The sequence below is a fragment of the Bradyrhizobium sp. WU425 genome (assembly GCF_021052305.1).
In the GTDB taxonomy this organism is placed as follows: Bacteria; Pseudomonadota; Alphaproteobacteria; order Rhizobiales; family Xanthobacteraceae; genus Bradyrhizobium; species Bradyrhizobium canariense_D.
The window spans coordinates 7658892-7682729 of the sequence record NZ_CP088089.1; the positions used below are offsets into that span (position 1 = coordinate 7658892).

Genomic DNA, 23838 nt, shown 5'->3' on the forward strand with positions numbered 1-23838 from the left:
CGGCCAAGGCGTGGATGGCCGGGACAAGCCCGGCCATGACGCTGTGGAATGGCCTTGCGCCTTAACGCCGAGCTACCATCCCTCCCCCTACCTATCCGGGCTGGCGCGCTCGAACTGGCGCAGGATCTTGTTGCCGCGTTCGACCGCAGCATCGAGCGCGGCTTGCGCGCTCTTGCGGCCGGCAAAGGCCTGCTCCAGCTCGTCCTCGATCGCGCCGCGGATCAGCACGAAGGAGCCGAGCCGGATGCCCTTTGAATTCTCCGTCGGCGGATGCAGCGTGATCTCTTCGAACGACATCGCCGAGCCCGGATTGCGCTCGTAAAAACCTTGCGCGCGCGTCAGCTCGAAGGCGGCGCGGGTGACAGGCAGATAGCCGGTGTTCTGGTGCCAGGCGGCCTGCACGCCAGGCTGCGACAGATAGGCGAAGAATCGTGCCACGCCTTTGTATTCCTCGCGCGGACGGTCGCGCAGCACCCACAGCGTGGCGCCACCGATGATCGAATTCTGCGGCGCACCCTTCACGTCGGGCCAATACGGCATCATGCCGTAGCCAATCTCGAACTTCGAATTCGCCTTGATGTCGGCGCGCGTCGCCGAGGAGCCGATGAAGATGCCGCATTCGCCGTTCTGGAAGCGCGGCTCGGCCGACTGGCCGCGGCCGCTATAGTCGAACACTTTCGTTTTCTGCCACTCGCTGAGCTCGGAGACGTGACGCACGAGAGACGGATTGTTGATGGTCAGCTCGGCATCCAACGCGGCAAAGCCGTTCGCCCGCGTTGCCAGCGGCAGATTGTGGAAGGCTGAAAAATTCTCGACATGGATCCAGGACGGCCAGGAGGTGGTGAAGCCGCACACCGCGCCGCGATCGCGCAGGCGTTTTGCAGCAGCGCCAAGCTCCGGCCAGGTCTTCGGCGGCGCCTCCGGATCGAGCCCTGCGTCGCGGAACATGGTCTTGTTGTAATAAAGAATCGGCGTCGACGAATTGAAAGGGAAGGACAAGAGATTGCCGGCCGCATCGGTGTAGTAGCCGGAGACCGCGGGAAGGTAGTCATTGAGCGAGAACGGCTCCTTCATGTCCCGCATCAGGCTGAACACGGGATAGATCGCGCCCTTGGCCGCGGTCATGGTGGCGGTGGCGACCTCGTTGACCTGGACGATCGCGGGCTGGCTGCGCGAGCGGAAGGCGAAGATCGCGGCCGTCACCGTCTCGGTGTAACTGCCCTTGTAAGTTGGCACCACGCGATAATCCGGCTGCGAGGCGTTGAAGTCGGAGGCGAGCTTTTCCAGTTGGCGGCCGAGTTCGCCGGACATGGCGTGCCACCACGCGATGTCGGTCGCGGCCCGCACCGGCGCGGCCAATGAGAGGGCCGCAAAAACGGCGACGACCTGCGAAAGGCGCGATGCTGAAGTCACGATGGCTCTTTCCATGCCGCACCGACGAAAGCGGCTGCCCCTGCTTAAGGCGCGGCATTTGCGGTTTCAACCGGGAATGAGCCCCGGCCGCGCCGCACAATCACGTCGAGGCGCCCGGCGGGATGGCCTTCCCACGACCATCTGCTAGATTGCATTGAACCTTTTCCTCCCGCCATAGACTCCACCACTGAGGGGTTGAGTGTGCCAGTGTTGAACCGTGCCGAACGCACGCGGACCGGGGTGGTTTTCGTCGCGCTTTTGATCGCCCTCTGCGCGACGGGAGCTGCTGCGCGTGAGTTCCGCGCCGCCGACACCCAGACCGAGGATTATCCGACCGTGCAGGCGCTGCGCTACATGGGCGCCCTGATCGCCGAGCGCAGCGGCGGTCGGCACGAGGTCAAGGTCTTCCACTCCCGCCAACTCGGCGAGGAGAAGGAGACCATCGAGCAGACCCGGGTCGGTGCGATCGATCTCAACCGGACCAATGTGGCGCTGATCGGCAATTTCGTTCCGGCGATGAACGTGCTGGCGATGCCGTTCCTGTTCCGGTCCATCGAGCACATGCAGAAGGTGCTGGACGGGCCGATCGGCAGCGAGATCCTCGGCAGCTTCGAGCCCTACGGCTTCGTTGGCCTCGCCTTCTACGATTCCGGCGCGCGATCGATCTACAACGGCGCCCGCCCGGTCAGAAACGTCGCGGACCTCAAGGGATTGCGGATCCGGGTGCAGCAGTCGGAGTTGATGAGCCAGATGATCCGCGCGCTCGGCGCGGAGCCGGTCGAGATGCCCTATGGGCAGGTGCTTGCCGGGCTTGCCAACCACCTGATCGACGGCGCCGAGAACAACTGGCCATCCTACGTGACGACGGACCATTACAAACATGCCGGCTATCTCGCCCTCACCGAGCACACGATGAGCCCCGAAGTGCTGGTGATCTCGCTGAAGGCCTGGAAAAGCCTGTCGGCCGACGAGCAAACCATCTTCAGGGAAGCCGCACAGCGCTCCAGCCGCTTCATGCGCGAGAAATGGCGCGACCTGGAGGAGCAGTCGCAGCGCAAGGCGGAAGCAGCGGGCGTCACCATCGTCAGGGATATCGACCGCAAGCCGTTCGAAGACGCGATGGTCGCGATCTACGCCAAGGCCGGGCAGGATCCGGCCGCGGCCGCGCTGATCGAACGCATTCGCAAGGTGGAGTGAAGCCTCTTGCCCGGGCTTGGACACAGCGAGCATGCAGACAGGTCGCCCGGCCCGATGGGGCGGCTGCGCGCGCGGCTGGTCGGCGTGCTCCGGGCGGTGCCGATCCGTTGGCGCATCCTGTCGATCGCGGCGCTGAACTCCGCCGTGGTCATCGTGCTGGTCGGGCTGATCTGGAACGGCTCGCAGGTGCTCGGCTCGGCCTGGGACGACGTGCGCCAGGTGCGCGAATCCGACCGGATTCTGGCGCTGCTCGAAAGCGAGACCGGGCGGCTGCACAATCTGATCCACCGCTATATCAACCAGCCGAGCCCCGACCTGTTCGCCGAGATCCTGCTGCTGCGCGAGGCGGTGCTGGGGACGCTGACCAATCGCGCCGCCAAGGACCCGATGCTGTCGGGCTCGGTCGAGGAGCTGGAGCGCACCACCGACCGCTTCCTCAACGGCTTCGGCGAGCTGCGCGGCGTGCAGGCCACCATCGCGAAGACCTACGAGGATCAGGTGCAGGGACCGGCCAGGGACATGGCCGGCCTTTACTCCATCATCGAAGGCGCCACCGGCCATCGCGACGCGCTGATCTGGCCTTCGCTGGGCAAGTCGCGCGAGGCCTTCACCGCGATGCTGGTCGCGGCCAATTCCTACTATCTGTCGCTGTCATCGGGTGCGGCCGACGACGCCCGCCGCAACACCGAGACCATCGAGAAGACCATCCCCGTGATGATCGATCTCGCCGACAACGACCTCCAGCGCATGGCGCTGCGACGACTCGCCGCCCGGACCGCCGCGCTGCGCGAGGGTTTTGCAAAGCTCTCCGAGCAGCTCACGAACCGTACCGAGCTGCTGCGCAACACCATCGACGCCAACCAGGCCGAGGCGATCGGCGCCATCGACGATCTCTCCACCAAGATGCGCCAGCGCGAGCAAAAGGCGCAGGAGACGTTCGACCGCACGCTGGCGGACATTTCCCGTCGCGTTCTCTCCATCGCCGTGATCTTCCTCGGCATCATCCTCACCGCCGGCGTGCTGATCGCGCTGTCGATCCGGCTGCCGCTGCAGCAGATCATGGCGGCGATGCGCGCGATCACGCTCGGCGACCTCGGCCGCGAGGTGCAGGGCACGCGCGCGCGCGACGAGGTCGGAGCCATGGCGCGCGCGGTGGAAGTGTTCCGCGAGAACGCCATCGCGAAGCGCCAGACCGAGGACGAGCTGCGCGCGTCCAAGGAGAAGGCCGAAAGCGCGCTGCTCGAGCTCAACGCCGCGCAGCAGAATCTGATCGATGCCGAGAGGCTCGCAGCCCTCGGCGGCCTCGTCGCCGGCGTCGCGCACGAGGTCAACAACCCGATCGGCATCAGCCTCACCGTTGCGTCGAGCTTTGCCCGGCGCACCGAAATCTTCGAGGCCCAGCTCAAGGGCGACGGCGGCCTGCGCCGCTCGCAGCTGGAAGAATTCGTGCAGTCCTCGCGCGACGCCTCGCAGCAGCTCGTCGCCAATCTCCAGCGCGCCGGCGAGCTGATCCAGTCGTTCAAGCAGGTCGCGGTCGACCGCTCCCATGCCGAGCGGCGACAGTTCTCACTGAGCGAAGCCACCGAGCAGATCATCGCGAGCCTGCGGCCGGTGTTGAAGCGGTCGCCGATCACGCTCCATGTCGACATGCCCGAGGGGCTGCTGCTCGACGGCTATCCCGGCTCCTACGGCCAGATCCTGACCAATTTGTTCCTCAACGCCGCCAACCACGCCTTTGCCGACGGCCGCGCCGGCACGATCACGATCTCGGCGCGGCCGCGCGGGGCCGACGACGTCGAGATCATCTTCACCGATGACGGGGCCGGCATGACCTCCGACGTGCAGCGCCAGGCCTTTGACCCATTCTTTACCACCAGGCGCAATGAAGGTGGCACGGGACTCGGCCTCCATATCGTCTATAACCTCGTCACCCAGCAGCTCGGCGGTCGCATGATGCTGGAATCCAAGCTGGGACAAGGCACTACTTTTCGCATTATCATGCCCCGGGTCGCCAAGGGCGGCGGGCAAAGCACAGAGACTGACGGGACTTCTCAATGGCCGAACAGGACGATGTCCTCCACCTGATCGACGACACCGGTACCGCATCGGAGGATGTTGACGCCCGGAAATGGAAGATCGCCGTCATCGACGACGATCCGGCCGTGCATGACGGTACGCGTTTTGCGCTCTCGGACTATTCCCTCAACGGCCAGGGCCTGGAGATCCTCTCCGCCCATTCCGCGGCCGAAGGTCGCAAGCTGATGGCCGCGCACAACGACATCGCCGCCGTGCTGCTCGACGTCATCATGGAGACGGACGTCGCCGGCCTCGAGCTGGTCGAGTACATCCGCAACGAGCTCAAGAACGAGACCGTGCGCATCATCCTGCGCACCGGACAGCCCGGTCAAGCGCCTGAACGGCGCGTGATCGTGCAGTACGACATCAACGACTACAAAGCGAAGACCGAGCTCACCGCCGACAAGCTGTTCACCTCGCTGACCGCGGCGCTGCGCTCCTACCAGCAGCTCGAGCGCATGCTGCAGACAAGGCGCGGGCTCGAGATCATCATCGACGCGGCTTCGACGCTGTACGATTTCAAGTCGATGCAGCGGCTCGCCGAGGGCGTACTGACCCAGCTTGCCTCGCTGCTCAACGTCGATTGCGCCGGTATCCTGGTTTTGCGCGACAATGGCGGCATCGACCCCGAGCTCTCGGTGCTCGCCGGCAGCGGCTGCTACAGCCGCTTCATCGGCACCACCTCGTCGAAGGCGCTCGACCCCGATCTGCGCGCGATGGTGGAAGCCGCGTTCCAGGGCCGCAAGAACGAATTCGCCGACCACCGCAGCGTGATCTATTTGCGCACCGGAAGCGGCCGCGAGGTCGTGGTGCTGCTGCAGGCCGAGCGCGAGCTGTCCGAGACCGACCGCTCGCTGGTCGAGATCTTCTCCAGCCGGCTCTCGATCGCCTTCGACAACGTCATCCTCTACCAGCAGCTCCAGGCCGCCAACACCCAGCTGGAAGACCGCGTCGCCCAGCGCACCCGCGCGCTGATGCAGGCCAACCGCCGCCTCTCGGCGCAATGGCTGCGGCTGCAACGCGCCAACGGCTTCAAGAACGAAATCCTCGGTACCGTTGCCCACGATCTGAAGAATCCGCTCGGCGTCATCCTCGGCCGCACCGAGATGCTGAAGGAGTTGATCTCGACCGGCGCGTCGTCAGGCGGCGTCGTGGCCCAGGTCGATCACATCCGCGATGCGACCAAGCGCCTGACCACGATGGTCGATCATCTGATCTCGGATGCGATGGCCGATGCCTTCGACATCACCATCCGCCGCGAGCCCGTCGACGTCGCGGCCCTGGTCAAGGAGGTCGCCGAGGCCAACCAGCCGCTCGCCGTCAACAAGCAGCAGGCGATCAGCGTCACCGCGCCCGTCAACGTCGTCACCATGTGCGACACCGACCGCATTCGCGAGGCAATCGACAATCTGATCAGCAACGCCATCAAATACTCACCGATCGGCGGCAAGATCGGCGTCGTCGTCAGCCATGAGGGCGGCGACACCATCGTCCGCGTCAGCGACGAGGGCGCCGGCCTGTCGCCGGAGGATCTCGGCCGCCTGTTCGGCCGGTTCCAGCGGCTGTCGGCAAAACCGACCGCCGGCGAGAGCTCGACCGGGCTTGGGTTGTCCATCGTCAAGCGTATTATCGACATGCACGGCGGCGAGGTGACCGCCGAGAGCGAGGGCCCCGGCAAGGGCTCGACCTTCACCATCACCCTCCCCGCGACCGAAATTTCGTGATCTCAGGACCATGACCCAAAGCCAGCACATCATGATCGTCGACGACGAGGCCCCGGCCCGGGAGATGGTCGGCGATTACCTCAAGATGCACGGCTTCACCGTGACGCTGTGCGACGGCGGTAAGTCGTTGCGCACGGCGATCGACGGCAGCATGCCCGACCTCGTCGTGCTCGACCTCAACATGCCGGAGGAAGACGGGCTCTCGATCATCCGCGACCTCAAGAGCCGCATCAACGTGCCGGTGATCATGCTGACGGCGACGGCAAGCCCGATCGACCGCGTCGTCGGCCTCGAGCTCGGCGCCGACGATTACGTGGCCAAGCCGTGCGAGCTGCGTGAGCTGATGGCACGCATCCGCTCGGTGCTGCGCCGGAGCGCGCCGGCGAAAGCCGTGGCGGACACGGCGGCTGCGAAATCGGACAAGGAGCAATTGGTACGGTTCGGGACGAAGTGGCTCGATCTCGAAGCGCAGGCCTTGCGCGACGACGAGGGCAACGAGCATCCGCTGACCGCATCCGAGTTCGGGCTCTTGAAAGTGTTCGCGGCCAATCCGAAGCGCGTGCTGTCGCGCGAGCGCCTGCTGGAATTGGCCAATGCCCGCGACGCCGAAGCCTTCGACCGCGCCGTCGACCTGCGCATCATGCGCATCCGCCGCAAGATCGAGCCCGATCCGGCAAAACCCGCCGTGATCCGCACCATCCGCGGCGGCGGCTATCTGTTCTCGCCGGCGGGCGAGAAGGCGTAGCGCCTCCCATCGTCGTCCTGGCGAAGGCCAGGACCCATTACCCCAGGCAGAGATTGTGGCGCGAGGCTGGCAACCACGCGTTTCCGCAAAACGTCTCCCTGGGGTCATGGGTCATGGATCGGCGCTCGCTTTGCTCGCTTGTCCAGGACGACACGGGAGTGCGAACGCAAAGGCCCGAAATACGTTCCCGGCGCATCCGCTCGCTGCCTAATCCCATCCCCGTATTTTCCGTACATTGAAATTACACGCTTTTTTGCCCCGAATGTTTCGTCGCGGCTAATTCGACGAAACAATTTGTCGGCGCACGAAACCATTTTCCGCTTTTCGTGCAGACGTCCCGAAACGTTGGCTCATTAACACTTTGGTCCAAGGAAACGCCGCTCGGTTGCGGCGCTACGGGGAGCCAAGTCAATGCCGAACGTCATCGCCATCAACGCCCAAGCCAGCCAGAGCATCATTGCCGCTCAGGCGACCTCGGACGACATGCTTCTCGAAAGCATTGCCGACGGCAACCGGACGTCCATGCACATCCTTTATTGCCGGCACAATGTGCGCGTCTACCGCTTCATCCTGCGGATCGTGCGCGACGCGACCACGGCGGAAGACCTGGTCAGCCAGGTGTTTCTGGACGTGTGGCGGACCGCCGGCCAATTCCAGGGCCGCTCGCAGGTTTCGACCTGGCTGCTCTCGATCGCTCGCTTCAAGGCGCTGACTGCGATGCGCCAGCGCCGCTTCGAGGATATCGACCAGGAAGACGTGCGCCAGATCGCCGATGGTTGCGACACGCCGGAGACCTCGCTCGACCGCAGCGACACCAGCGCCATCCTGCGCGCCTGCGTTCAGAAGCTGTCGCCCGCGCATCGTGAGATCATCACGCTGGTCTACTACCATGAGAAGTCGGTGGAGGAGGTCGGACAGATCATCGGCATCCCGCAGAGCACGGTGAAGACCCGGATGTTCTACGCCCGCAAGCAACTGGCCGAATTGCTTAAGGGCTGTGGCGTCGAGCGCTTCGCCGCCTGAAGTTCAGATATTTCAATGGGATAGGACACAAGTTTAAACCCTACCCCGGACACGGAAGTGTTACCGCCGACGAAACAATTGAAACAAAGCACAACATCAGGCGGAAAAACTTCCCTCCTATAAAGCTCACATACGGTTTCGTTAAACCTCCCAAGACCTCCAGCGACCCGGACGGGATGCCCCCCTCCGGGTCGTTTTGTGTTTGGGGCACCGCTGCGGCAGCAGCACTCCCGTCACGAAGGCGTGACGCGGCGTAACGACTGCCTCTCTCATCCCGAACTGCCCTCGTGACCCTCTCCACGAGTGCCCCATGCTCGAACTTCTCTTCGCTGCCCTCGCCGGCATCCTCACCATCGCCGCGCCGTGCACGCTGCCGATGCTGCCGATCCTGCTCGGCGCCTCAATCGGCCGCAGCTCGCATCTTCGTCCGGCGATGATCGCGCTCGGCTTCGTCATCTCGTTCTCCGCGACCGCGCTGCTGCTCGGCGCCATCACGCGGCTGTTTAATTTCGATCCGAACGTGCTGCGCGAAGCGGCCTCGATCCTGCTGCTCGGCTTCGGCCTGTTGATGCTGTGGCCGGCACCGTTCGAATGGCTGTCGATCCGGCTCAACGGCTGGCTCGATCTCGGCAACTCCAGCGCCACGCAGCGCGAGGGCGCACTCGGCGGGCTCGTGCTCGGCACCACGCTCGGCCTGGTCTGGACGCCCTGTGCCGGCCCGGTGCTCGGCTCGATCCTGACGCTGGTCGCAACCACTGAGAATGCGAGCTGGGCCGGCACGCTGCTGATCGCCTACGCCATCGGTGCGGCCATTCCCATGCTGGCGATCGCCTATGGCGGGCAAGCCGCCACCACGCGGGTGCGCAGTCTCGCGCGCATCTCGCCGCGGCTGCAGCAGGGCTTTGGCGTCGTCGTGATCGGCTTCGCGCTCGCCGCCTACTTCCAATACGACACGCTGATCGTGGCGTGGCTCACCGGCTTCTATCCCACCGGCCAGATCGGCCTGTGATCATCCCTCAGCTTCACCGGAGGATCTTTCCATGACTTTCAAACTGCTCGCCGTCTCCGCCGCACTGATCGGCATCGCCGTAACAGGCGCCGTCATCCCCGGCATCTGCGACGAGGCCGCGCGCGCTGTCCCTGTCGTCACCGCCGCCGCCAGCCAGGACACCGCGCCCGACTTCGCCGGCATCAACAACTGGTTCAACTCGAAGCCGCTTAATATCGCCGATCTCCGCGGCAAGGTCGTGCTGGTGGACTTCTGGACCTATGGCTGCGTCAACTGCGTCAACACGCTGCCGCACGTCACCGATCTCTATGCCAAGTACAAGGACAAGGGCCTCGTCGTGGTCGGCGTGCACACGCCGGAGTTCCCGTTCGAGCGCTCGGCCTCCAATGTGCAGGCGGCGCTGAAGCGCCACGGCATCACCTATCCGGTGGCGCAGGACAATGATTCCAGGACCTGGAACGCTTACCGCAACCGATATTGGCCGGCGCAGTACATCATCGACCAGAACGGCAAGATCGTATTCCAGCACGAGGGCGAAGGCCGTTATGACGAGATCGACCGCACCGTGGCAAAGCTGCTGAACGCCAATAGCTGACGCCCGGCACGGGTCGCGCCCTTGTTGCTTGACTCCACGGACCCGTCCGTGGAGTTTCGCGGGCCACGTAATCAGCCGCCCGCGATGGACGACGCCACCAACAGCACCGACATTCGCCTTCGCGAGGGCGCCTCGATTGCGCAGCGGCTGGTCATGTCCGGCTTTGCGGCTGCCGTTGCGCTGTGCTTCACGCCGGGCCTGTTCACGCACGACACTCTGGAGGTAATCATCTCCGTGGTCGCGCTGCTCGTGGGAGCGGCGTTCGTCGGCATCATCATGCTGGCGCCGGCGGTGGTGTGGATCATCACGCCGGACGAGATCTTGATCGGCGAGCAGCGCCCGTTCGGAAAACTGCGGACGCGGATCGTCGCCAAGGACGACATCAGGGGATTGCAGGTTCCCGGCAGCAAGAGGGCGAAAGCCCGCTTCCAGCTCGCCTTCACCTTGGCCTCCGGTGAGCGCCTGACATCGCCGCCGATCGCCGATGTCACCCATGTGCACGACACGGTGGCGCGGATCGCCGCGCAATTCGACGTCCCCGACGTCGAGGCTCCGGTCAATCCGCTCGATGCCAGCAATCCCGAGATGCGTCTCGGCGACCCCCTCGAGCCGTTCTCGAAGAGAGACATCAGGATCGTCGCACTGATCGTCGTCGCATTGTGCGCCGTTCCCTACGCCTACAGGCTCTGGCGTGGCCTGTCGCCCGGGTCGGTCGACATCGTGCTGCTGCCCGTCGGCGCGCTCGCCGCTTTCGGCGTTTCCCGATATGCCAACCTTGTGACCGGCGCGTTCTGGATCATCCGCCAGGGCGATATCCGGGTCGAACGCCTGTGGGGCGACGGCACGTTGCGCGCCGACCACATCGAAGGGCGCGACGTCAAGACGATCACGGTCGAGCGCCGCGGCCGCTCCGAGGACGAGCACTGCATCGTCGTGATCCGATTGCAGTCCGGACAACGGTTTCGCAGCCCTCGCATCGGTTCGAGGCCTGAGGCCCGGGCCGTGGGGACGGAGATCGTCCGGCGGCTCGGGATCGCGCCGGAGAATAACCAGATCTGATATCGCGCTGCTTCCACATCGTCATGGCCGGGCTTGTCCCGGCCGTCCACGTCTTTTACCGCCAGTGCTAAGAACGTGGATGCCCGGGACAAGCCCGGGCATGACGGGGTTTGTGAATGCAAATTTGGTCGCCCACCCTAGGCGACGCCATGGCCACTGCTTTTCGCGCCATCCCCCGTTTGTGGCATTGCGCGCGGTCCGTCAAAAAACCAAAGCATTCTCGTGACATATGGTCTAAGGGTGCCTTGAACTTGCCATGAAGATGGCCCTGAGATTTGATGGTTCCAGATGATTTGGCTTTGGCCGCGGGGAGAGCTTGAAATGACGGATTTTCGTCGCCTGACCGGGATGTTTGTGGCTGCGATCGGCCTGATCCTGTCCGCGCCCCACGCCTACGCCCAGCAGCCCGACCGCGGCGACGAGCCGGGCCTGGTCGCCGACGATGCCTATGAACTCGATCCGGAATGGCAGAAGCAGGTCGTCTACTTCCGCACCACCGAAGCGCCCGGCACCCTCATCATCTCGACCGCCGAACGGCATCTCTATCTGGTGCAGCCTGGCGGTCGTGCGATCCGCTACGGCATCGGCGTCGGCCGCGACGGTTTTCAGTGGCAGGGTCTGGTGAACATCACCAACAAGAAGGAGTGGCCGGACTGGACGCCGCCGCCGGAGATGATCCAGCGCCAGCCTTATCTGCCGCGCTTCATGGCCGGCGGCCCCGGTAATCCGCTCGGTGCGCGCGCCATGTATCTGGGCACCACGGTCTACCGCATCCACGGCACCAACCGGCCCGACACGATCGGCACCAAGGTCTCCTCCGGCTGCTTCCGGCTCGTCAACCGCGACGTCGCCGATCTCTACGATCGCGTCCCTGTCGGCACCAAGGTCGTCATCCGGCAGAAGCCCGAGCTCTGATCTGATCTCCTCGCCTTAGCGAATATTCCTTTTCCCGATTATTTCGAGAGAGCAACATGATGCGCACTTTTCGTGGCGGCCTGCTGATCGGGCTCGCAGTCGCCGTGCTGGTCGCCGTCCTGGCCATCATCTATGAATTCTACGACACCCGCACCCTGAAGCGCACCGTACGCCGCGGAGAGGTGCTGTGCGGCGTCAACAAGGGCCTGCCGGGCTTCTCGATCCCCGACGACAAGGGCAACTGGACCGGCTTCGACGTCGATTTCTGCCGCGCGGTGGCCTCCGCGATCTTCAACGACCCGAGCAAGGCGAAATTCGTCGCGCTCGATGCCAACGAGCGCTTCAAGGAATTGCAGAGCCGGAAAGTGGACATCCTCTCGCGCAACTCGACCTGGAGCATGGCGCGCGAGCTCGACTACGATCTCTATTTCCCCGCGGTCGCCTATTACGACGGCGCAGGCTTCATGCTGCCGCGCGCGCGCAACAAGGAAACCGCGCTGGACCTGACCGGGAGCAAGGTCTGCGTCCAGACCGGGACCACCACGGCGCTCAATGTCGCGGATTACTTCCGTGCCAACAACATGAAGTATGAAGAGGTGAAGTTCGACAAGCTGGACGACGTGGTGAAGGCCTACGACACCGGCAAATGCGACACGCTCTCCGCCGACGTCTCCCAGCTCTACGCGCTGAGGATCAACCTGTCGAAGCCCGGCGACAGCATGATCCTGCCGGACATGATCTCCAAGGAGCCGCTCGCCCCCGTCGTGCGCCAGCGCGACGACGACTGGATGATGATCGTGAAGTGGACGCTGTACGCGATGATCAACGCCGAGGAGCTCGGCGTCTCCTCGGAGAACATCGACGAGGCCCTGAAGTCGAAGAAGCCGGAAGTGATGCGGCTGGTCGGCACCGAGGGCAATTACGGCGAGCAGCTCGGCCTGACCAAGGATTGGGTGGTCCGCATCATCCGCCACGTCGGCAATTACGGCGAGATGTACGAGCGCAACATCGGCGAGAAGTCGAAGCTGAAGATCCCGCGCGGCATGAACCAGCTGTGGAATGCGGGCGGCGTGCAGTACGCGCCGCCGGTGCGGTAAGGCGCTCTATCCGCCGTCATTGCGAGGAGCGCAGCGACGAAGCAATCCAGAGTCGCTCCTCGGTGACAGACTGGATTGCTTCGCTGCGCTCGCAATGACGAGCTTGGGGCAGGCGCTTTCCACTCTCTCAACTGTCATCGCCCGGCTTGACGGGCGATCCAGTACTCCGAGACATCAATCGCATACTGAGGGGCCGCGGCGTACTGGATCGCCCGCCCCAGTGCGCAATTGCGCACAAGGTGGGCGATGACACCCAATGCGACGCGACGGTGCGCCTCAATACCCCCGCGCCCTTGCCAGCTGCTCGGTGTGGTAATTGGCGTCGCCGAACAATTCCTCGCACACGCGCGCGCGCTTCATGAAGAAGCCGATGTCGAACTGGTCGGTCATGCCCATGCCGCCATGCATCTGCACGCCTTCCTGCACCGCGCGCGTGGCGGTGGTGCCGGCGCGGGCTTTCGCCACTGCGACGGCTGACGCCGCCTTGGCGACGTCCGTATCGAGCGCTTGCAGCGCCTTCACCACGGCGGCGCGGGTGATCTCGATATCGACATAGAGTTCGGCGGCGCGGTGCTGCAGCGCCTGGAATTCGCCGATCAGCTTGCCGAACTGCTTGCGGCTCTTCAGGTACTCGACGGTACGGTTGAACACCTCTTCGCTCAGACCCACCATTTCGGAGGCCACTGCGCCCCGCCCGATATCGAGCACGCCGTGGAGCAAGCCGGCTCCCTGGTCGACTTCGCCGAGCACGCTGTCGGCATCGACCTCGACATTGGCAAGCTCGATCCGCGCCGCATTGTGCGCGTCGACCATGATGGTGCGCTCGATCGCAACGCCCTTGGCCTTGGGGTTGACCAGGAACAGCGTCAGCCCCTCGCGCTCGCCGGCCGAACCCGCCGTACGCGCAGCGACGATGAGGAGATCGGCAACGTGACCGTCGACCACCAGCGCCTTGGCGCCGGAGAGTTTAAAGCCGTTGCCGGCGCGCACGGCCTGGAGGCAGGTCTGAAGCGGGCGGTGTTTTGCGCCCTCGTCGATCGCGAGCGTCGCGAGCAGGGAGCCGTTGGAAATCTTCGGCAGATACTCCGACTTCTGCGCGGCATTGCCGCCACGGTTCAGTGCCGAGGCCGCGACCACGCTGGTTGCGAGGAAGGGCGAGGGCATCAGCGTGCGGCCGATCTCCTCCATCACCACCCCGGCCTCGACATAGCCGAGGCCGCTGCCGCCGAACTCTTCCGGCACCAGCAAGCCGGCAAAACCCATCTCGGCGAAGGAATGCCAAAACTCCCTGGAGAAGCCGATGGGGTCTTTGCTATCGCGCAGATGCCGCAAATGCGACACCGGCGCCTTGTCGCTGATCAGCCCGCGCGCGCTGTCGCGGAGCATCGATTGTTCTTCGGTGAGGACGAGGGCCATGTGCAATGTCTCTAACGTCTGGCGGAATGCATGTCTGTTGTTGTCATTCCGGGGCACGCGAAGCGTGAACCCGGAATTTCGAGGTTCTCAGGTGCGCAACCGCGCACCTTAGTTCGGTCCTGCGGACCGCCCCGGAACGACGCTGGGGTTACGCCCCCGGCAAATCGAGGATGCGCTTGGCGACGATGCCGAGCATGACCTCGGTGGTGCCGCCCTCGATCGAGTTGGCCTTGGTCCGCAGCCAGGCGCGCGGACGCGCTCCTTGTTTCGAACGCTCGCTCTCCCATTCCAGCGCATCGACGCCGCCGGCCGACATCAGGATCTCGTAACGGCGCTTGTTGAGCTCGGTCCCGTAATATTTCATCGCCGACGAGAACGCCGGATGGGCCTGACCGGCCTTGGCGAGATCGACCGCGCGCTCGGCGCAGGCGGCAAGAGCCGCTTCGTCGACGTCGAAGCTGGCGATCCGGCCACGCAGCATGGAATCGTCGAGCCGTCCCTGCGCATCGGTGCCGAGGGAATCGGCCGCGATCTGGCCGAGCGGACGGCCGACGCCGCGCTCGCCCATGCCTGATATCATCGCGCGCTCGTGCTGAAGCAGATATTTTGCGACGTCCCAACCGCGGTTGACGGTGCCCACCACATGCGATTTCGGCACGCGGACATTGTCGAAGAACGTCTCGCAGAACGGCGAGTAGCCGGAGATCAGCAGGATCGGCTTGGTCGTCACGCCCTTCGAGGTCATGTCGAACAGGATGAAGCTGATGCCGTCGTGCTTCTTTGCGGCGGGATCGGTGCGGACGAGGCAGAAGATCCAGTCGGCGTAGTTGGCGTAGGACGTCCAGATCTTCTGGCCGGTGATGACGAAATGATCGCCGTCGCTCTCGGCGCGGGTCTGCAGCGAGGCGAGATCGGAGCCGGCGTTCGGTTCGGAATAGCCCTGACACCAGCGGATCAGGCCCGCGGCGATCTTTGGCAGATGCTCCTTCTTCTGGGCATCGTTGCCGTATTTCAGCAGCGCCGGCCCGAGCATCCAGATCCCGAAGCTCGACAGCGGGGGCCGCGCGCCGATCCTGGCCATCTCCGCGCGCAGCACCTTGTGCTCGGCGGCGCTTAAGCCCCCACCGCCATATTCCTTCGGCCAGTCCGGTACGGTCCAGCCCTTGTCGCGCATGCGTTCGAACCAGATGCGTTGCGGCTCGGACGAAAATTTTGCGTTACGTCCACCCCAGAACACGTCGGCGTCGGACGTCGCGGGCTTGCGCATTTCCGGCGGGCAATTGGCTTCCAACCAGGCGCGCGTTTCGCTGCGGAATGTTTCGAGATCGGCGGTCTCAGTCTCGCTGGCCCTGGAGTCAGTCATAGGTCGTTTCCATCAATCTATGTCGGTTTGTTGGGCGCGACTCTGGGCCAAGCTCCCGCGGAATTCAACCACTTCCGTGTCACGCATCCGCTATAGTCGCCGCCACGGCGAGCTTGAAAACAAAGAGGAAACAACAATGCGCCTGAAGCTTCTTTCGCCTGGCGAAATGAACGAGAGCCAGCGGCAGACCTATGACGAGTCGATTGCCGGCAAGCGCGGCGGGCCGCCGGCACCGATGATGGCCTGGCTCAACAGCCCCGACATGGCCCGTCACGCCACGCGGCTCGGCGAGGTCCTGCGTTACGATACGATATTTCCCGCGAAACTTTCGGAGATCGCGATCCTGGTGACGGCGCGGCACTGGACCGCCCATTACGAATGGTACGCGCACAAGCGGCTGGCGCTTGCGGGCGGCATGGACCCTGACATCATCGACGCGATCCGCGACCGCCGCACGCCCGTCTTCGACGATCCCAGGGCTAAGATGATCTACGACGTCGCAAAATCGCTGCATGAGGGCCACGGCGTCGAGAAGGGCCTCTATGACGAGGCGGTGAAGCTGCTCGGCGAGCGCGGCGTGGTCGAGGTGATTGGTCTCTGCGGCTATTACACGCTGGTGTCGATGACGCTGAACACGTTTGAGTTCGAGCTGCCGGAGGGCGAGGTGCGGGAGCTGTCGTAAGTTGCCTATCCGGAAACGCTGGGTTTCGGGATCGGCCGGTAGCACTGTCCCGAGGCCGGACTTATGTGGAGTTCATCAACGGAGCAGCCGCATGTCGCAAAACCAAGCCGTCGCCGCCGGCACCAGGATCGGCCACGTCCATCTCAAAGTCGCCGATCTCGATCGCGCGCTGGGCTTCTATTGCGGCGTGCTCGGTTTCGAGCTGATGCAGCGCATGGGCTCGGGCGCGGCCTTCATCTCGGCCGGCGGCTATCACCACCACATCGGGCTCAACACCTGGGAGAGCAAGGGCGGCTCGCCGCCGCCGCCTGATGCGACCGGGCTCTATCACACCGCGATCCTCTATCCGACGCGGCCGGCGCTGGCGGATGCGTTGCACCGCGTGCTCTCGGCCGGCATTGCGCTCGACGGCGCCAGCGACCACGGCGTCAGCGAGGCGCTGTATTTGCGCGATCCGGACCAGAACGGTGTGGAGCTGTATTGGGACAAGCCGCGGGAGCAATGGCCATTCGGGCCGGACGGCAAGCTTTCGATGTTCACGAAGCGGCTGGATGTGGAGGAGCTGCTGAAGCAGCGGGAGGCCTAGTCCGCACCTCGCCACTGCACGAGCCTCAGGACCCATCCGGCCGCATAGAGCCCGACGCCGAACACGGCATGCGTGAGTAGCGTGTTGAGACGCGCCACGTTGGGACGTGGCGCGCGATGGGCAGCAATGCCGAGGCCCATGCCCGGCTGCATGATCAGGAAAGGTGCCGCCGCGCTGCCGATTCCGACGATCAATGCGGGGCCGACACGCGGGGAATGCAGCCAATCGAGCCCCCAGATCGCCAGCAAGACGGCCGCGAACGCAATGCCGATCAGGTAGTGCGCGGCCCACCCAATCAGGCGCTCGCGTGGAGCCGGATCGGGTGCCGCGATCTTAAGATGCCGATACTGTCCGCGCGCGAGCAGGATGAGCCAGCGACCTAGGAGTCCATAGTCTAGCGATGGGATTCCAAGAACATGCGCGCGGAGAACTGCCCAACCATCGATCACGGCCGTTGCACCGGATCCGATCAAGGCGGCGCCGACCAGAAATTCAATCATTTCACCCATTCGAGACCTCGCCTGCCGCGTCGGTTGAAGCCCGCGCCTGGATCATCCAGCATGCGGCGGTAAAACGGATCGCATCTGCCTCCACGTAGGGGGCGAAGGCGGGCCGCACCGCATCCACGACCCTTTCGCGCAATCCCCTGTCGGCGTCCTGCAGGATCGTTCCGACGGGTCCCAGCCAACCGACATAGCGAGCGAGTTCGCTGGCAGGAAAGCGGCATGGAATATCCACCGGCCGGATGTCGATCTCGGTCCAGCCGCTCTCCAGCAGGATGGTCCTGACCCGATCTTTGTCAGCGAAGGCGAACTGCCCCGGACCGCCGGATGGACGGGCAGGCATATTCGGCAGAAGGGGCGCGGCGGCTCGTTCGGCCGCCGTCATGAACGGATTCTCCGCTGCGCCCCGCCATGCAACGACGGCGAGCCCGGCGCCTTCGGCGGCAGCGCGCCTCAGATTTGCGAAGGCCGCAACGAAGTCTTCGAAGAACATCACGCCGAGACGTGAAATGATCGTATCGAAGCTCGCCGGGCCGAATTTATGGTGCTGCGCATCGGCGCAGATAAAGCTGGCCGAGGTGCCTTCGCGCTCGGCGCGGGCCAGCGCCGCCCCGATCATCGGCGCGGAGATGTCGATGCCGACCACACGGCCGCCTTGCCCGAGCTTTCGCGCGACCGCAACGGTCAGACCACCAGTGCCGCAGCCGACGTCCAGGACGCGACGATTGGAGCCGGCAGGAACGGCCTCGCACAGCGGCCTCTCGAATTGCTTGAACATCTCATCCAGGATGTCCTGGGTCTCGACCCAGGCGCGTCCGGCGGGACCATTCCAAAGCCTCATCTGCTCGATCGCCTTCTGCATAGCGTCCATGATGGTTTCCCCTTTCGTCTTGCCTTGGCGGCGTTGGACGCGGCATACTGCCAGTTCAAGTGAACTTGAGGTCAAGAGGCGTGATGACGATCGATATCGCCGAAGTCGCACGGCGCTCCGGTGTTCCGGCGTCGACGCTGCGATTCTATGAGGAAAAGCGGTTGATTGCCCCGATCGGCAGGCGCGGCCTGCGCCGGCTGTTCGATCTGGAGATCCTGGATCGCCTGGCGCTGATCGCGCTGGGGCGCGCGGCGGGCTTCTCGCTCGATGAAGTTGCCCGGATGTTCGCACCCGACGGACGGCCGCGTATCGACCGGCGGAAGCTTGCCGCCAAGGCCGACGAGTTGGACCGAACGATCCGCAAGCTTATCGCGATGCGCGACGGCCTGCGCCATGCCGCGGCCTGTCCGGCGCCAAGTCACATGGAATGCCCGCATTTTCGCCGCCTCATGCGGGTCGCGGCATTGGGAAAGGCGAGGTCGCCCAAGCGGGCCCCGCGCGCGCCGCGATCAGGCTGAAGGGGTCGATCGCCTTGTGTGCCCCCGCACCATGATCAACGCCGCCGCCACCAGCTCCAGCGCAATACACAGATAGAACGGCAGCTCATAGCCACCGGAGAAATCGCGCAGAAAACCGACCACGCCGGGGCCGAACGCATAGGTCACCTGGTTGATCGCAGTGTTGAGGCTGATCAGCACGCCGAACGAGGCGGAATCGAATTCCTGCTGCACGATCAGCGACGGCAGCGTGATGAGATTGCCGACCGAGAAGCCGAACAACGCGCAGGCGGCGATCAGCACGTAATCATTGTGCAAATTGATGACGACACACAGCGCCACGGCCTGACTCAGGAACGACAGCGCCGAGGCGAGCCGCTGGTTGAGTCGGTCGATCACCAGCGAGAACAGCACCCGGCCGATCACCGCCATCGCGGTCAGCACCGCAACCGCGACGGCCGCGCGCTCGCGCCCGATCACGGGATCGAGGAACGAGATCAGGTGGACGATGAAGCCGACCTGCGCGAACAGCACCAAGGCAAAGGCAATGGTCACGGTAAGAAAGCCGACATCGCGCAACGCCTGGCTACGAATCTGCGCCGACGATTGCGGCTTCGTTTTCGTCGCGGCGCGCCGGCCATGGAGATCGGGCGGGCGGCCGACGACAATCAGGATCACCGGCACGAGCAGTACCAGCATGGCGCCGGCGACGATAAACATCGCGCTGGCGAAGCCGACATGGCCGATCAAGGTCACCAGCAGCGGCACGCCGACGATGCCGCCGAAGCTTGCGCCGTTCAGCGCGAGGCTGATCGCCATGCCGCGCTTCTGGTCGAACCACAGGCTGATCGTGTTGGTGATCATGGCCAGGCTCGTGCCGGCCCAGCCGAAGGCGAGCACGGCGTTCGCGAGATAAAGCTGCCACGGTTCGCGCACCGCGCCGATCGCGACCGCCGCGGCCGACATCGCCAGCGTCCCTGCGATCAGGCCGAGGCGCGGGCCGTACTTGTTGACGGCTTCGCCGACGAAGACGACGAGCAGCGCGCCGAACAGATAGAAGAACGTCGTGGCCGACGAGATCAGCGAGGCCGACCAGCCGTGCGCACGCTGGAGCTCGGCGACATAGACGCTCTGGCCGTAGAAGCCGAGCCCCCAGCCGAAGGTCGCGAGCAGGAAGCAGACCGCAACGATGCGCCAGCCTTCGTAGCGGAGAGAGGATTCGTCGACGGATCCGTCGTGTCGAGGGTTATCGAGCATGCCGCTTACTCCGTCATGCCCGGACTTGTTCCGGGCATCCACGTTCTTCGATCCGCGCGCCCAAGACGTGGATGGCCGGGACAAGCCCGGCCATGACGACATCTAGTAACCTTCACCAGAAAATCACTTCGACCTGGATCGAACTATCAACGCTGCTGACAGCCTCCCGCCATGTCAGATCGCATCCGGGAACTCGCCCATGGCCGCGTCGAGCCGCGCTTTGCGGCGACGGGTCCAGGACGCCAACGAGAGCACGGCGAGACCGAGCAGCACCGGCGGAAACACCACCATGTTCACCGCGGACCAGCCGTAACTGGCGAGCAACTGGCCGGACGAGAACGAGCCGATCGCCATCATGCCGAACACCAGGAAATCGTTGAAGGCCTGCACCTTGTTGCGCTCCTGCGGCCGGTGCGTCTCCAGCACCAGCGCCGAGGCGCCGATGAAGGAGAAGTTCCAGCCGACACCGAGCACGATCAGCGTGACCCAGAAATGCATCGCGGTGATGCCGGACAGGCCGATGCAGGCCGCGCCGGCCTCCAGCAGCAGGCCGGCGGCAACGACCTTGCGCGCGCCGAAGCGGGCGATCAGCGCGCCCGTGAAGAAGCTCGGCCCGTACATGGCGACGATGTGCCATTGAATGCCGAAATTGGAATCTGAAATGCTCAAGCCGCACAGCTTCATGGCAAGCGGCGCCGAGGTCATCACCAGGTTCATCATGGGGTAGGAGATGACGCCGCACAGCGCCGCGGCGATGAAGCGTGGCTGGGTCACGATCTCGAGCAGCGGCCGCCCGCCATGAAGATCGGCCGGCGCCGGTTTCGGCATGTCGACCCCGGCGACGATGCCCATCGCGATGAGCGCGACAGCCGCCTGGACCAAGAAGCTGAAGGCGAAGAGATAAGGCTGCCAGACATCCATGGTCCATTGCACGAGCTGCGGACCGAGCACGCCGGCGAACACGCCGCCCGCCATTACCCAGGACACCGCCTTGGGTCGGTACGCCGCGCTGGCGCCGTCGGCGGCAGCGAAGCGATAGGACTGCGCCACCGCGCCGTAGAGGCCGCCAAGAAAAGTCGCCAGACAGAACAACGGAAACGAAGCGTGCAGGATCGCGAAGCAGCCGAGCAGGCCGGTGAGCGTACCCAGGCCCGTGCCGATGATGAAGGCCCAGCGGCGGCCGAAGCGACTCGATATCGCGCCGGTCGGCAGCGTGCCGGCCGCAAGCCCCAGCACGTACATCGACAGCGGTACCGTCGCGAGCGACATGTCGGGTGCAAGCGTCGCACCGACGATGGAGCCGGTGGCGAAGATCACCGCCGAATTGGCGCCGGTCAGCGCCTGCGCGGCAGCAAGGCGCACCACATTGGCGCGCACGCGGGCGTCGGCGGCGACCTCATTGGCTGCAGTCACATCCAGCATCGGCATTTCCGCCCCAACGGGCTTTTAAGTGCTTTCAAGGGCTCGCTTGATTCCCGGCACTATGGCGGGACGCGGGAGGGCGGGCAACCGGCGCAAACGGGCGCAGGCCATGTCTCTGACGCAATCGGGCCGATGATAATGGGCCGCGCACTTGACGGCTTGCGCTCGATCAAATCCTATCCGCCGCGACCTTCCGGAGTTTCGTTCATGTCCGTCGACGACAGGCCTACGCTCAGCGCTCCTGACGACGATCCCTGGCTCTGGCTGGAGGAGATCGAAGGCAAGCAGGCGCTCGATTTCGTCACGCGGCAGAACAGCCTGACACTCGACGCGTTCGGCGGAGCGGCCTTCGCGCGCGATCGCGACATCCTCGCGGCGATCTACGATCGTCCCGACAACATTCCCTATGTCAGCCGCCGCGGCACCGAACTGCACAATCTCTGGAAGGACGCCACCAACCCGCGCGGCCTGTGGCGGAAGACTTCCCTTGCGGAGTTTCGCAAACCGCATCCGACGTGGGAAATCATGCTCGATGTCGACCAGCTCGCGGCACGCGAAGGCGAGGACTGGCTGCTGAGCGGCATCACCACGCAGCCGGGAAGCGCGCGCGCCATTTTGGGGCTGTCGCGCGGTGGCAGCGATGCCGTCACCTTGCGGGAATTCGACCTCGACACCAAGAGTTTCGTTGCGGACGGATTTGCGCTGTCGGAAGCCAAGGGCGGCGCCGATTGGCTCGATGCCGACACGCTGCTGCTGTCGAGCGCCCATGGCGAAGGCATGGCGACGAGCTCGGGATATTCCCGGACGGTTCGCCTGTGGCGACGCGGCCAGCCTGTCGATCAGGCGCAGGTGATCATCGAGACCACGGCCGATCATATGGCGATCTCCGGCATCGTCGACGACACCGCTGCGGCCCCGCGCAGCTGGATCGTCGACCAGATCGACTTCTTCAATCATGCGCTCTGGCTGCGCGATGCAGACGGTGCGACGACGAAGCTCGATCTGCCGACCGGCATCTGGTTGCAGGCGCATGGCGACTGGTTCGCGATGAAGCTGCGCGAAGCCTGGTCGATCGAGGGCAAGACCTATGCCGCCGACACCGTGCTCGGCATGTCGCTCTCGGCGTTCCTCGCCGGCAGCCGCGATTTCGCGGTGCTGTTCGAGCCGGAACCTCGCCGCGCCCTGCAAGGCCTGTTCTGGACCGGAGGCAAGCTGGTGCTGTCGATCCTCGACGAGCTCCAGCCGCAATTCGAGATCTGCACGCCGTCGGCCACAGGCTGGAGCCGCGCGTCGCTCGGCGGCCTGCCGCAGATCGGCGTCGTCGACATCTGGCCGCTGGATCGCCATCCCTCCGAGAGCAATGGCGACCTGCTTGCCAATGTGCAGGATCCGCTGACGCCGCCGTCGTTGCTGCTGATCGAGCGCGGCGTCGCGAGCCCGACCGTGTTGAAGCAGGCGCCGAAAACATTCAACGCCGACGGCCTCGTGGTGACCCAGCACGAAGCGATCTCGACCGACGGCGAACGCATCCCCTATGTACAGACCGGCCCCGCCGGCGAGACCGGCGATGCACCGGTCTATATGAGCGCCTATGGCGGCTTCGCCCATTCGGTGAAGCCGTATTACAACCCGTCGCTCGGCAAGCTGTGGCTGGAGCGTGGCGGCACCACGGTGCAGGCGAATTTGCGCGGCGGCGGCGAATTCGGCACGCGCTGGCACGATGCCGGCCGGCTCGCCGGCAAGAAACTGTCGCACGACGATTTCGCGGCCGTTGCCGCCGATCTCGTCCGCCGCGGCATGACAACGGCAAAGCGCATTGCCGCACAGGGAGGATCGAACGGCGGCATCCTCATCACCAACATGCTGGTGCGATACCCCGAACGTTTCGGCGCGCTGTTCTGCACCATCCCGCTGATCGATATGCGCCGCTACACGAAGCTGCTCGCCGGCGCGAGCTGGATCGCGGAATATGGCGATCCCGACAAGCCCGAGGAGTGGGACTGGCTCAAGTCCTACTCCGCCTATCACAACGTCAAGGCCGGCCAGCCGTATCCGCCGATCCTGATCGCCACCACGCGACGCGACGACCGTGTCCATCCCGGGCATGCGCGCAAGATGGCGGCAAAGCTCCAGGCCATGGGCTACGAGGCCTGGTTCTACGAGCCTGAAGCCGGTGGCCACGGCTACGGCAAGGACAACAAGGAGCGCGCCGGGTTCGAGGTGATTGGCTTTCGGTTCTTAAAGGACAAGATCGGGTGGAAGGACGAGGGCTAGCGTTTGCGGCGCTGACATCTCCGCACGGTCATGGCCGGGCTTGACCGGGCCATCCACGCCTTAGCTGGTGCACGAAGAACGTGGATGCCCGGGACAAGCCCGGGCATGACGACC

At 64.7% G+C, this 23838-nt stretch carries 21 protein-coding genes; 14 read left to right on the plus strand and 7 right to left on the minus strand.

The features are described from left to right. Window positions 1-87: 87 nt before the first annotated feature. Window positions 88-1428, minus strand: a complete 1341-nt coding sequence (ugpB, locus tag BcanWU425_RS36455; protein WP_085349649.1) for a sn-glycerol-3-phosphate ABC transporter substrate-binding protein UgpB — start codon at window positions 1426-1428, stop codon at window positions 88-90. A gap of 186 nt (window positions 1429-1614) precedes the next feature. On the opposite strand from ugpB, the gene BcanWU425_RS36460 reads away from it, so the two are divergent. From BcanWU425_RS36460 to BcanWU425_RS36505, 10 genes are all read left to right on the plus strand, one after another. Continuing rightward, window positions 1615-2610 (plus strand): TRAP transporter substrate-binding protein, encoded by a 996-nt coding sequence (locus tag BcanWU425_RS36460; RefSeq protein ID WP_026233068.1) that lies wholly within the window; start codon window positions 1615-1617, stop codon window positions 2608-2610. Window positions 2611-2664: 54 nt separating this feature from the next. Then, window positions 2665-4695, plus strand: coding sequence for a sensor histidine kinase (locus BcanWU425_RS36465; RefSeq protein ID WP_018456008.1), 2031 nt, complete (start codon window positions 2665-2667; stop codon window positions 4693-4695). Next, window positions 4665-6410 (plus strand): ATP-binding response regulator, encoded by a 1746-nt coding sequence (locus BcanWU425_RS36470; protein ID WP_018456007.1) that lies wholly within the window; start codon window positions 4665-4667, stop codon window positions 6408-6410. Before BcanWU425_RS36465 ends, BcanWU425_RS36470 begins: the two co-directional genes overlap by 31 nt. Before the next feature lie 10 nt (window positions 6411-6420). Then, window positions 6421-7155, plus strand: a complete 735-nt coding sequence (locus BcanWU425_RS36475) for a response regulator (RefSeq protein WP_085361898.1) — start codon at window positions 6421-6423, stop codon at window positions 7153-7155. A 411-nt stretch (window positions 7156-7566) separates the two neighbouring features. Beyond that, the gene (locus tag BcanWU425_RS36480; protein ID WP_018456005.1) at window positions 7567-8178 is read left to right on the plus strand and encodes a sigma-70 family RNA polymerase sigma factor; all 612 of its coding nucleotides are present in this window, start codon (window positions 7567-7569) and stop codon (window positions 8176-8178) included. 310 nt (window positions 8179-8488) lie between these two features. After that, window positions 8489-9187 (plus strand): cytochrome c biogenesis CcdA family protein, encoded by a 699-nt coding sequence (locus BcanWU425_RS36485; protein WP_085361899.1) that lies wholly within the window; start codon window positions 8489-8491, stop codon window positions 9185-9187. A 31-nt stretch (window positions 9188-9218) separates the two neighbouring features. Continuing rightward, on the plus strand, window positions 9219-9782 hold the full coding sequence (locus BcanWU425_RS36490) for a thioredoxin family protein (protein WP_018456003.1): 564 nt from the start codon (window positions 9219-9221) through the stop codon (window positions 9780-9782). 84 nt (window positions 9783-9866) lie between these two features. Next, window positions 9867-10841 (plus strand): hypothetical protein, encoded by a 975-nt coding sequence (locus BcanWU425_RS36495; protein ID WP_085385501.1) that lies wholly within the window; start codon window positions 9867-9869, stop codon window positions 10839-10841. Window positions 10842-11162: 321 nt separating this feature from the next. Further along, the gene (locus BcanWU425_RS36500; protein WP_007597994.1) at window positions 11163-11756 is read left to right on the plus strand and encodes a L,D-transpeptidase; all 594 of its coding nucleotides are present in this window, start codon (window positions 11163-11165) and stop codon (window positions 11754-11756) included. A gap of 59 nt (window positions 11757-11815) precedes the next feature. Beyond that, window positions 11816-12853, plus strand: a complete 1038-nt coding sequence (locus BcanWU425_RS36505; RefSeq protein WP_085362044.1) for an amino acid ABC transporter substrate-binding protein — start codon at window positions 11816-11818, stop codon at window positions 12851-12853. 276 nt (window positions 12854-13129) lie between these two features. Here the strand turns inward: BcanWU425_RS36505 and BcanWU425_RS36510 are convergent, their stop codons facing one another. Then, window positions 13130-14269, minus strand: coding sequence for an acyl-CoA dehydrogenase family protein (locus tag BcanWU425_RS36510; protein ID WP_231189533.1), 1140 nt, complete (start codon window positions 14267-14269; stop codon window positions 13130-13132). Window positions 14270-14417: 148 nt separating this feature from the next. Continuing rightward, window positions 14418-15632, minus strand: coding sequence for an acyl-CoA dehydrogenase family protein (locus tag BcanWU425_RS36515; RefSeq protein WP_085361901.1), 1215 nt, complete (start codon window positions 15630-15632; stop codon window positions 14418-14420). A gap of 136 nt (window positions 15633-15768) precedes the next feature. On the opposite strand from BcanWU425_RS36515, the gene BcanWU425_RS36520 reads away from it, so the two are divergent. Both BcanWU425_RS36520 and BcanWU425_RS36525 read left to right on the plus strand, forming a co-directional pair. Then, a complete protein-coding gene (locus BcanWU425_RS36520; RefSeq protein WP_204513138.1) occupies window positions 15769-16314 on the plus strand; it encodes a carboxymuconolactone decarboxylase family protein in 546 nt (181 codons plus the stop codon). Window positions 16315-16405: 91 nt separating this feature from the next. Further along, window positions 16406-16900 (plus strand): VOC family protein, encoded by a 495-nt coding sequence (locus BcanWU425_RS36525; RefSeq protein ID WP_018455996.1) that lies wholly within the window; start codon window positions 16406-16408, stop codon window positions 16898-16900. On the opposite strand, the gene BcanWU425_RS36530 is transcribed toward BcanWU425_RS36525, so the two are convergent. Both BcanWU425_RS36530 and BcanWU425_RS36535 read right to left on the minus strand, forming a co-directional pair. Continuing rightward, window positions 16897-17409 carry a DUF2938 domain-containing protein gene (locus BcanWU425_RS36530; protein ID WP_085349644.1) on the minus strand — a complete coding sequence of 171 codons (513 nt, stop codon included), beginning with the start codon at window positions 17407-17409 and terminating at the stop codon, window positions 16897-16899. The genes BcanWU425_RS36525 and BcanWU425_RS36530 overlap by 4 nt on opposite strands. Then, window positions 17402-18274 (minus strand): class I SAM-dependent methyltransferase, encoded by an 873-nt coding sequence (locus BcanWU425_RS36535; protein WP_085349643.1) that lies wholly within the window; start codon window positions 18272-18274, stop codon window positions 17402-17404. The genes BcanWU425_RS36530 and BcanWU425_RS36535 overlap by 8 nt, the downstream gene beginning before the upstream one ends. An 83-nt stretch (window positions 18275-18357) precedes the next feature. On the opposite strand from BcanWU425_RS36535, the gene BcanWU425_RS36540 reads away from it, so the two are divergent. After that, entirely contained in the window at window positions 18358-18792 is a 435-nt protein-coding gene (locus tag BcanWU425_RS36540; RefSeq protein WP_085361906.1) for a helix-turn-helix domain-containing protein, read from the plus strand. Here the strand turns inward: BcanWU425_RS36540 and BcanWU425_RS36545 are convergent. Continuing rightward, the gene (locus BcanWU425_RS36545; protein WP_204513137.1) at window positions 18784-20028 is read right to left on the minus strand and encodes an MFS transporter; all 1245 of its coding nucleotides are present in this window, start codon (window positions 20026-20028) and stop codon (window positions 18784-18786) included. The two genes, BcanWU425_RS36540 and BcanWU425_RS36545, sit on opposite strands and share 9 nt — an antisense overlap. A 174-nt stretch (window positions 20029-20202) precedes the next feature. Continuing rightward, on the minus strand, window positions 20203-21450 hold the full coding sequence (locus tag BcanWU425_RS36550) for an MFS transporter (protein ID WP_204513136.1): 1248 nt from the start codon (window positions 21448-21450) through the stop codon (window positions 20203-20205). A 207-nt stretch (window positions 21451-21657) separates the two neighbouring features. On the opposite strand from BcanWU425_RS36550, the gene BcanWU425_RS36555 reads away from it, so the two are divergent. Next, window positions 21658-23724 carry a prolyl oligopeptidase family serine peptidase gene (locus BcanWU425_RS36555; protein ID WP_204513135.1) on the plus strand — a complete coding sequence of 689 codons (2067 nt, stop codon included), beginning with the start codon at window positions 21658-21660 and terminating at the stop codon, window positions 23722-23724. Window positions 23725-23838: the final 114 nt, after the last annotated feature.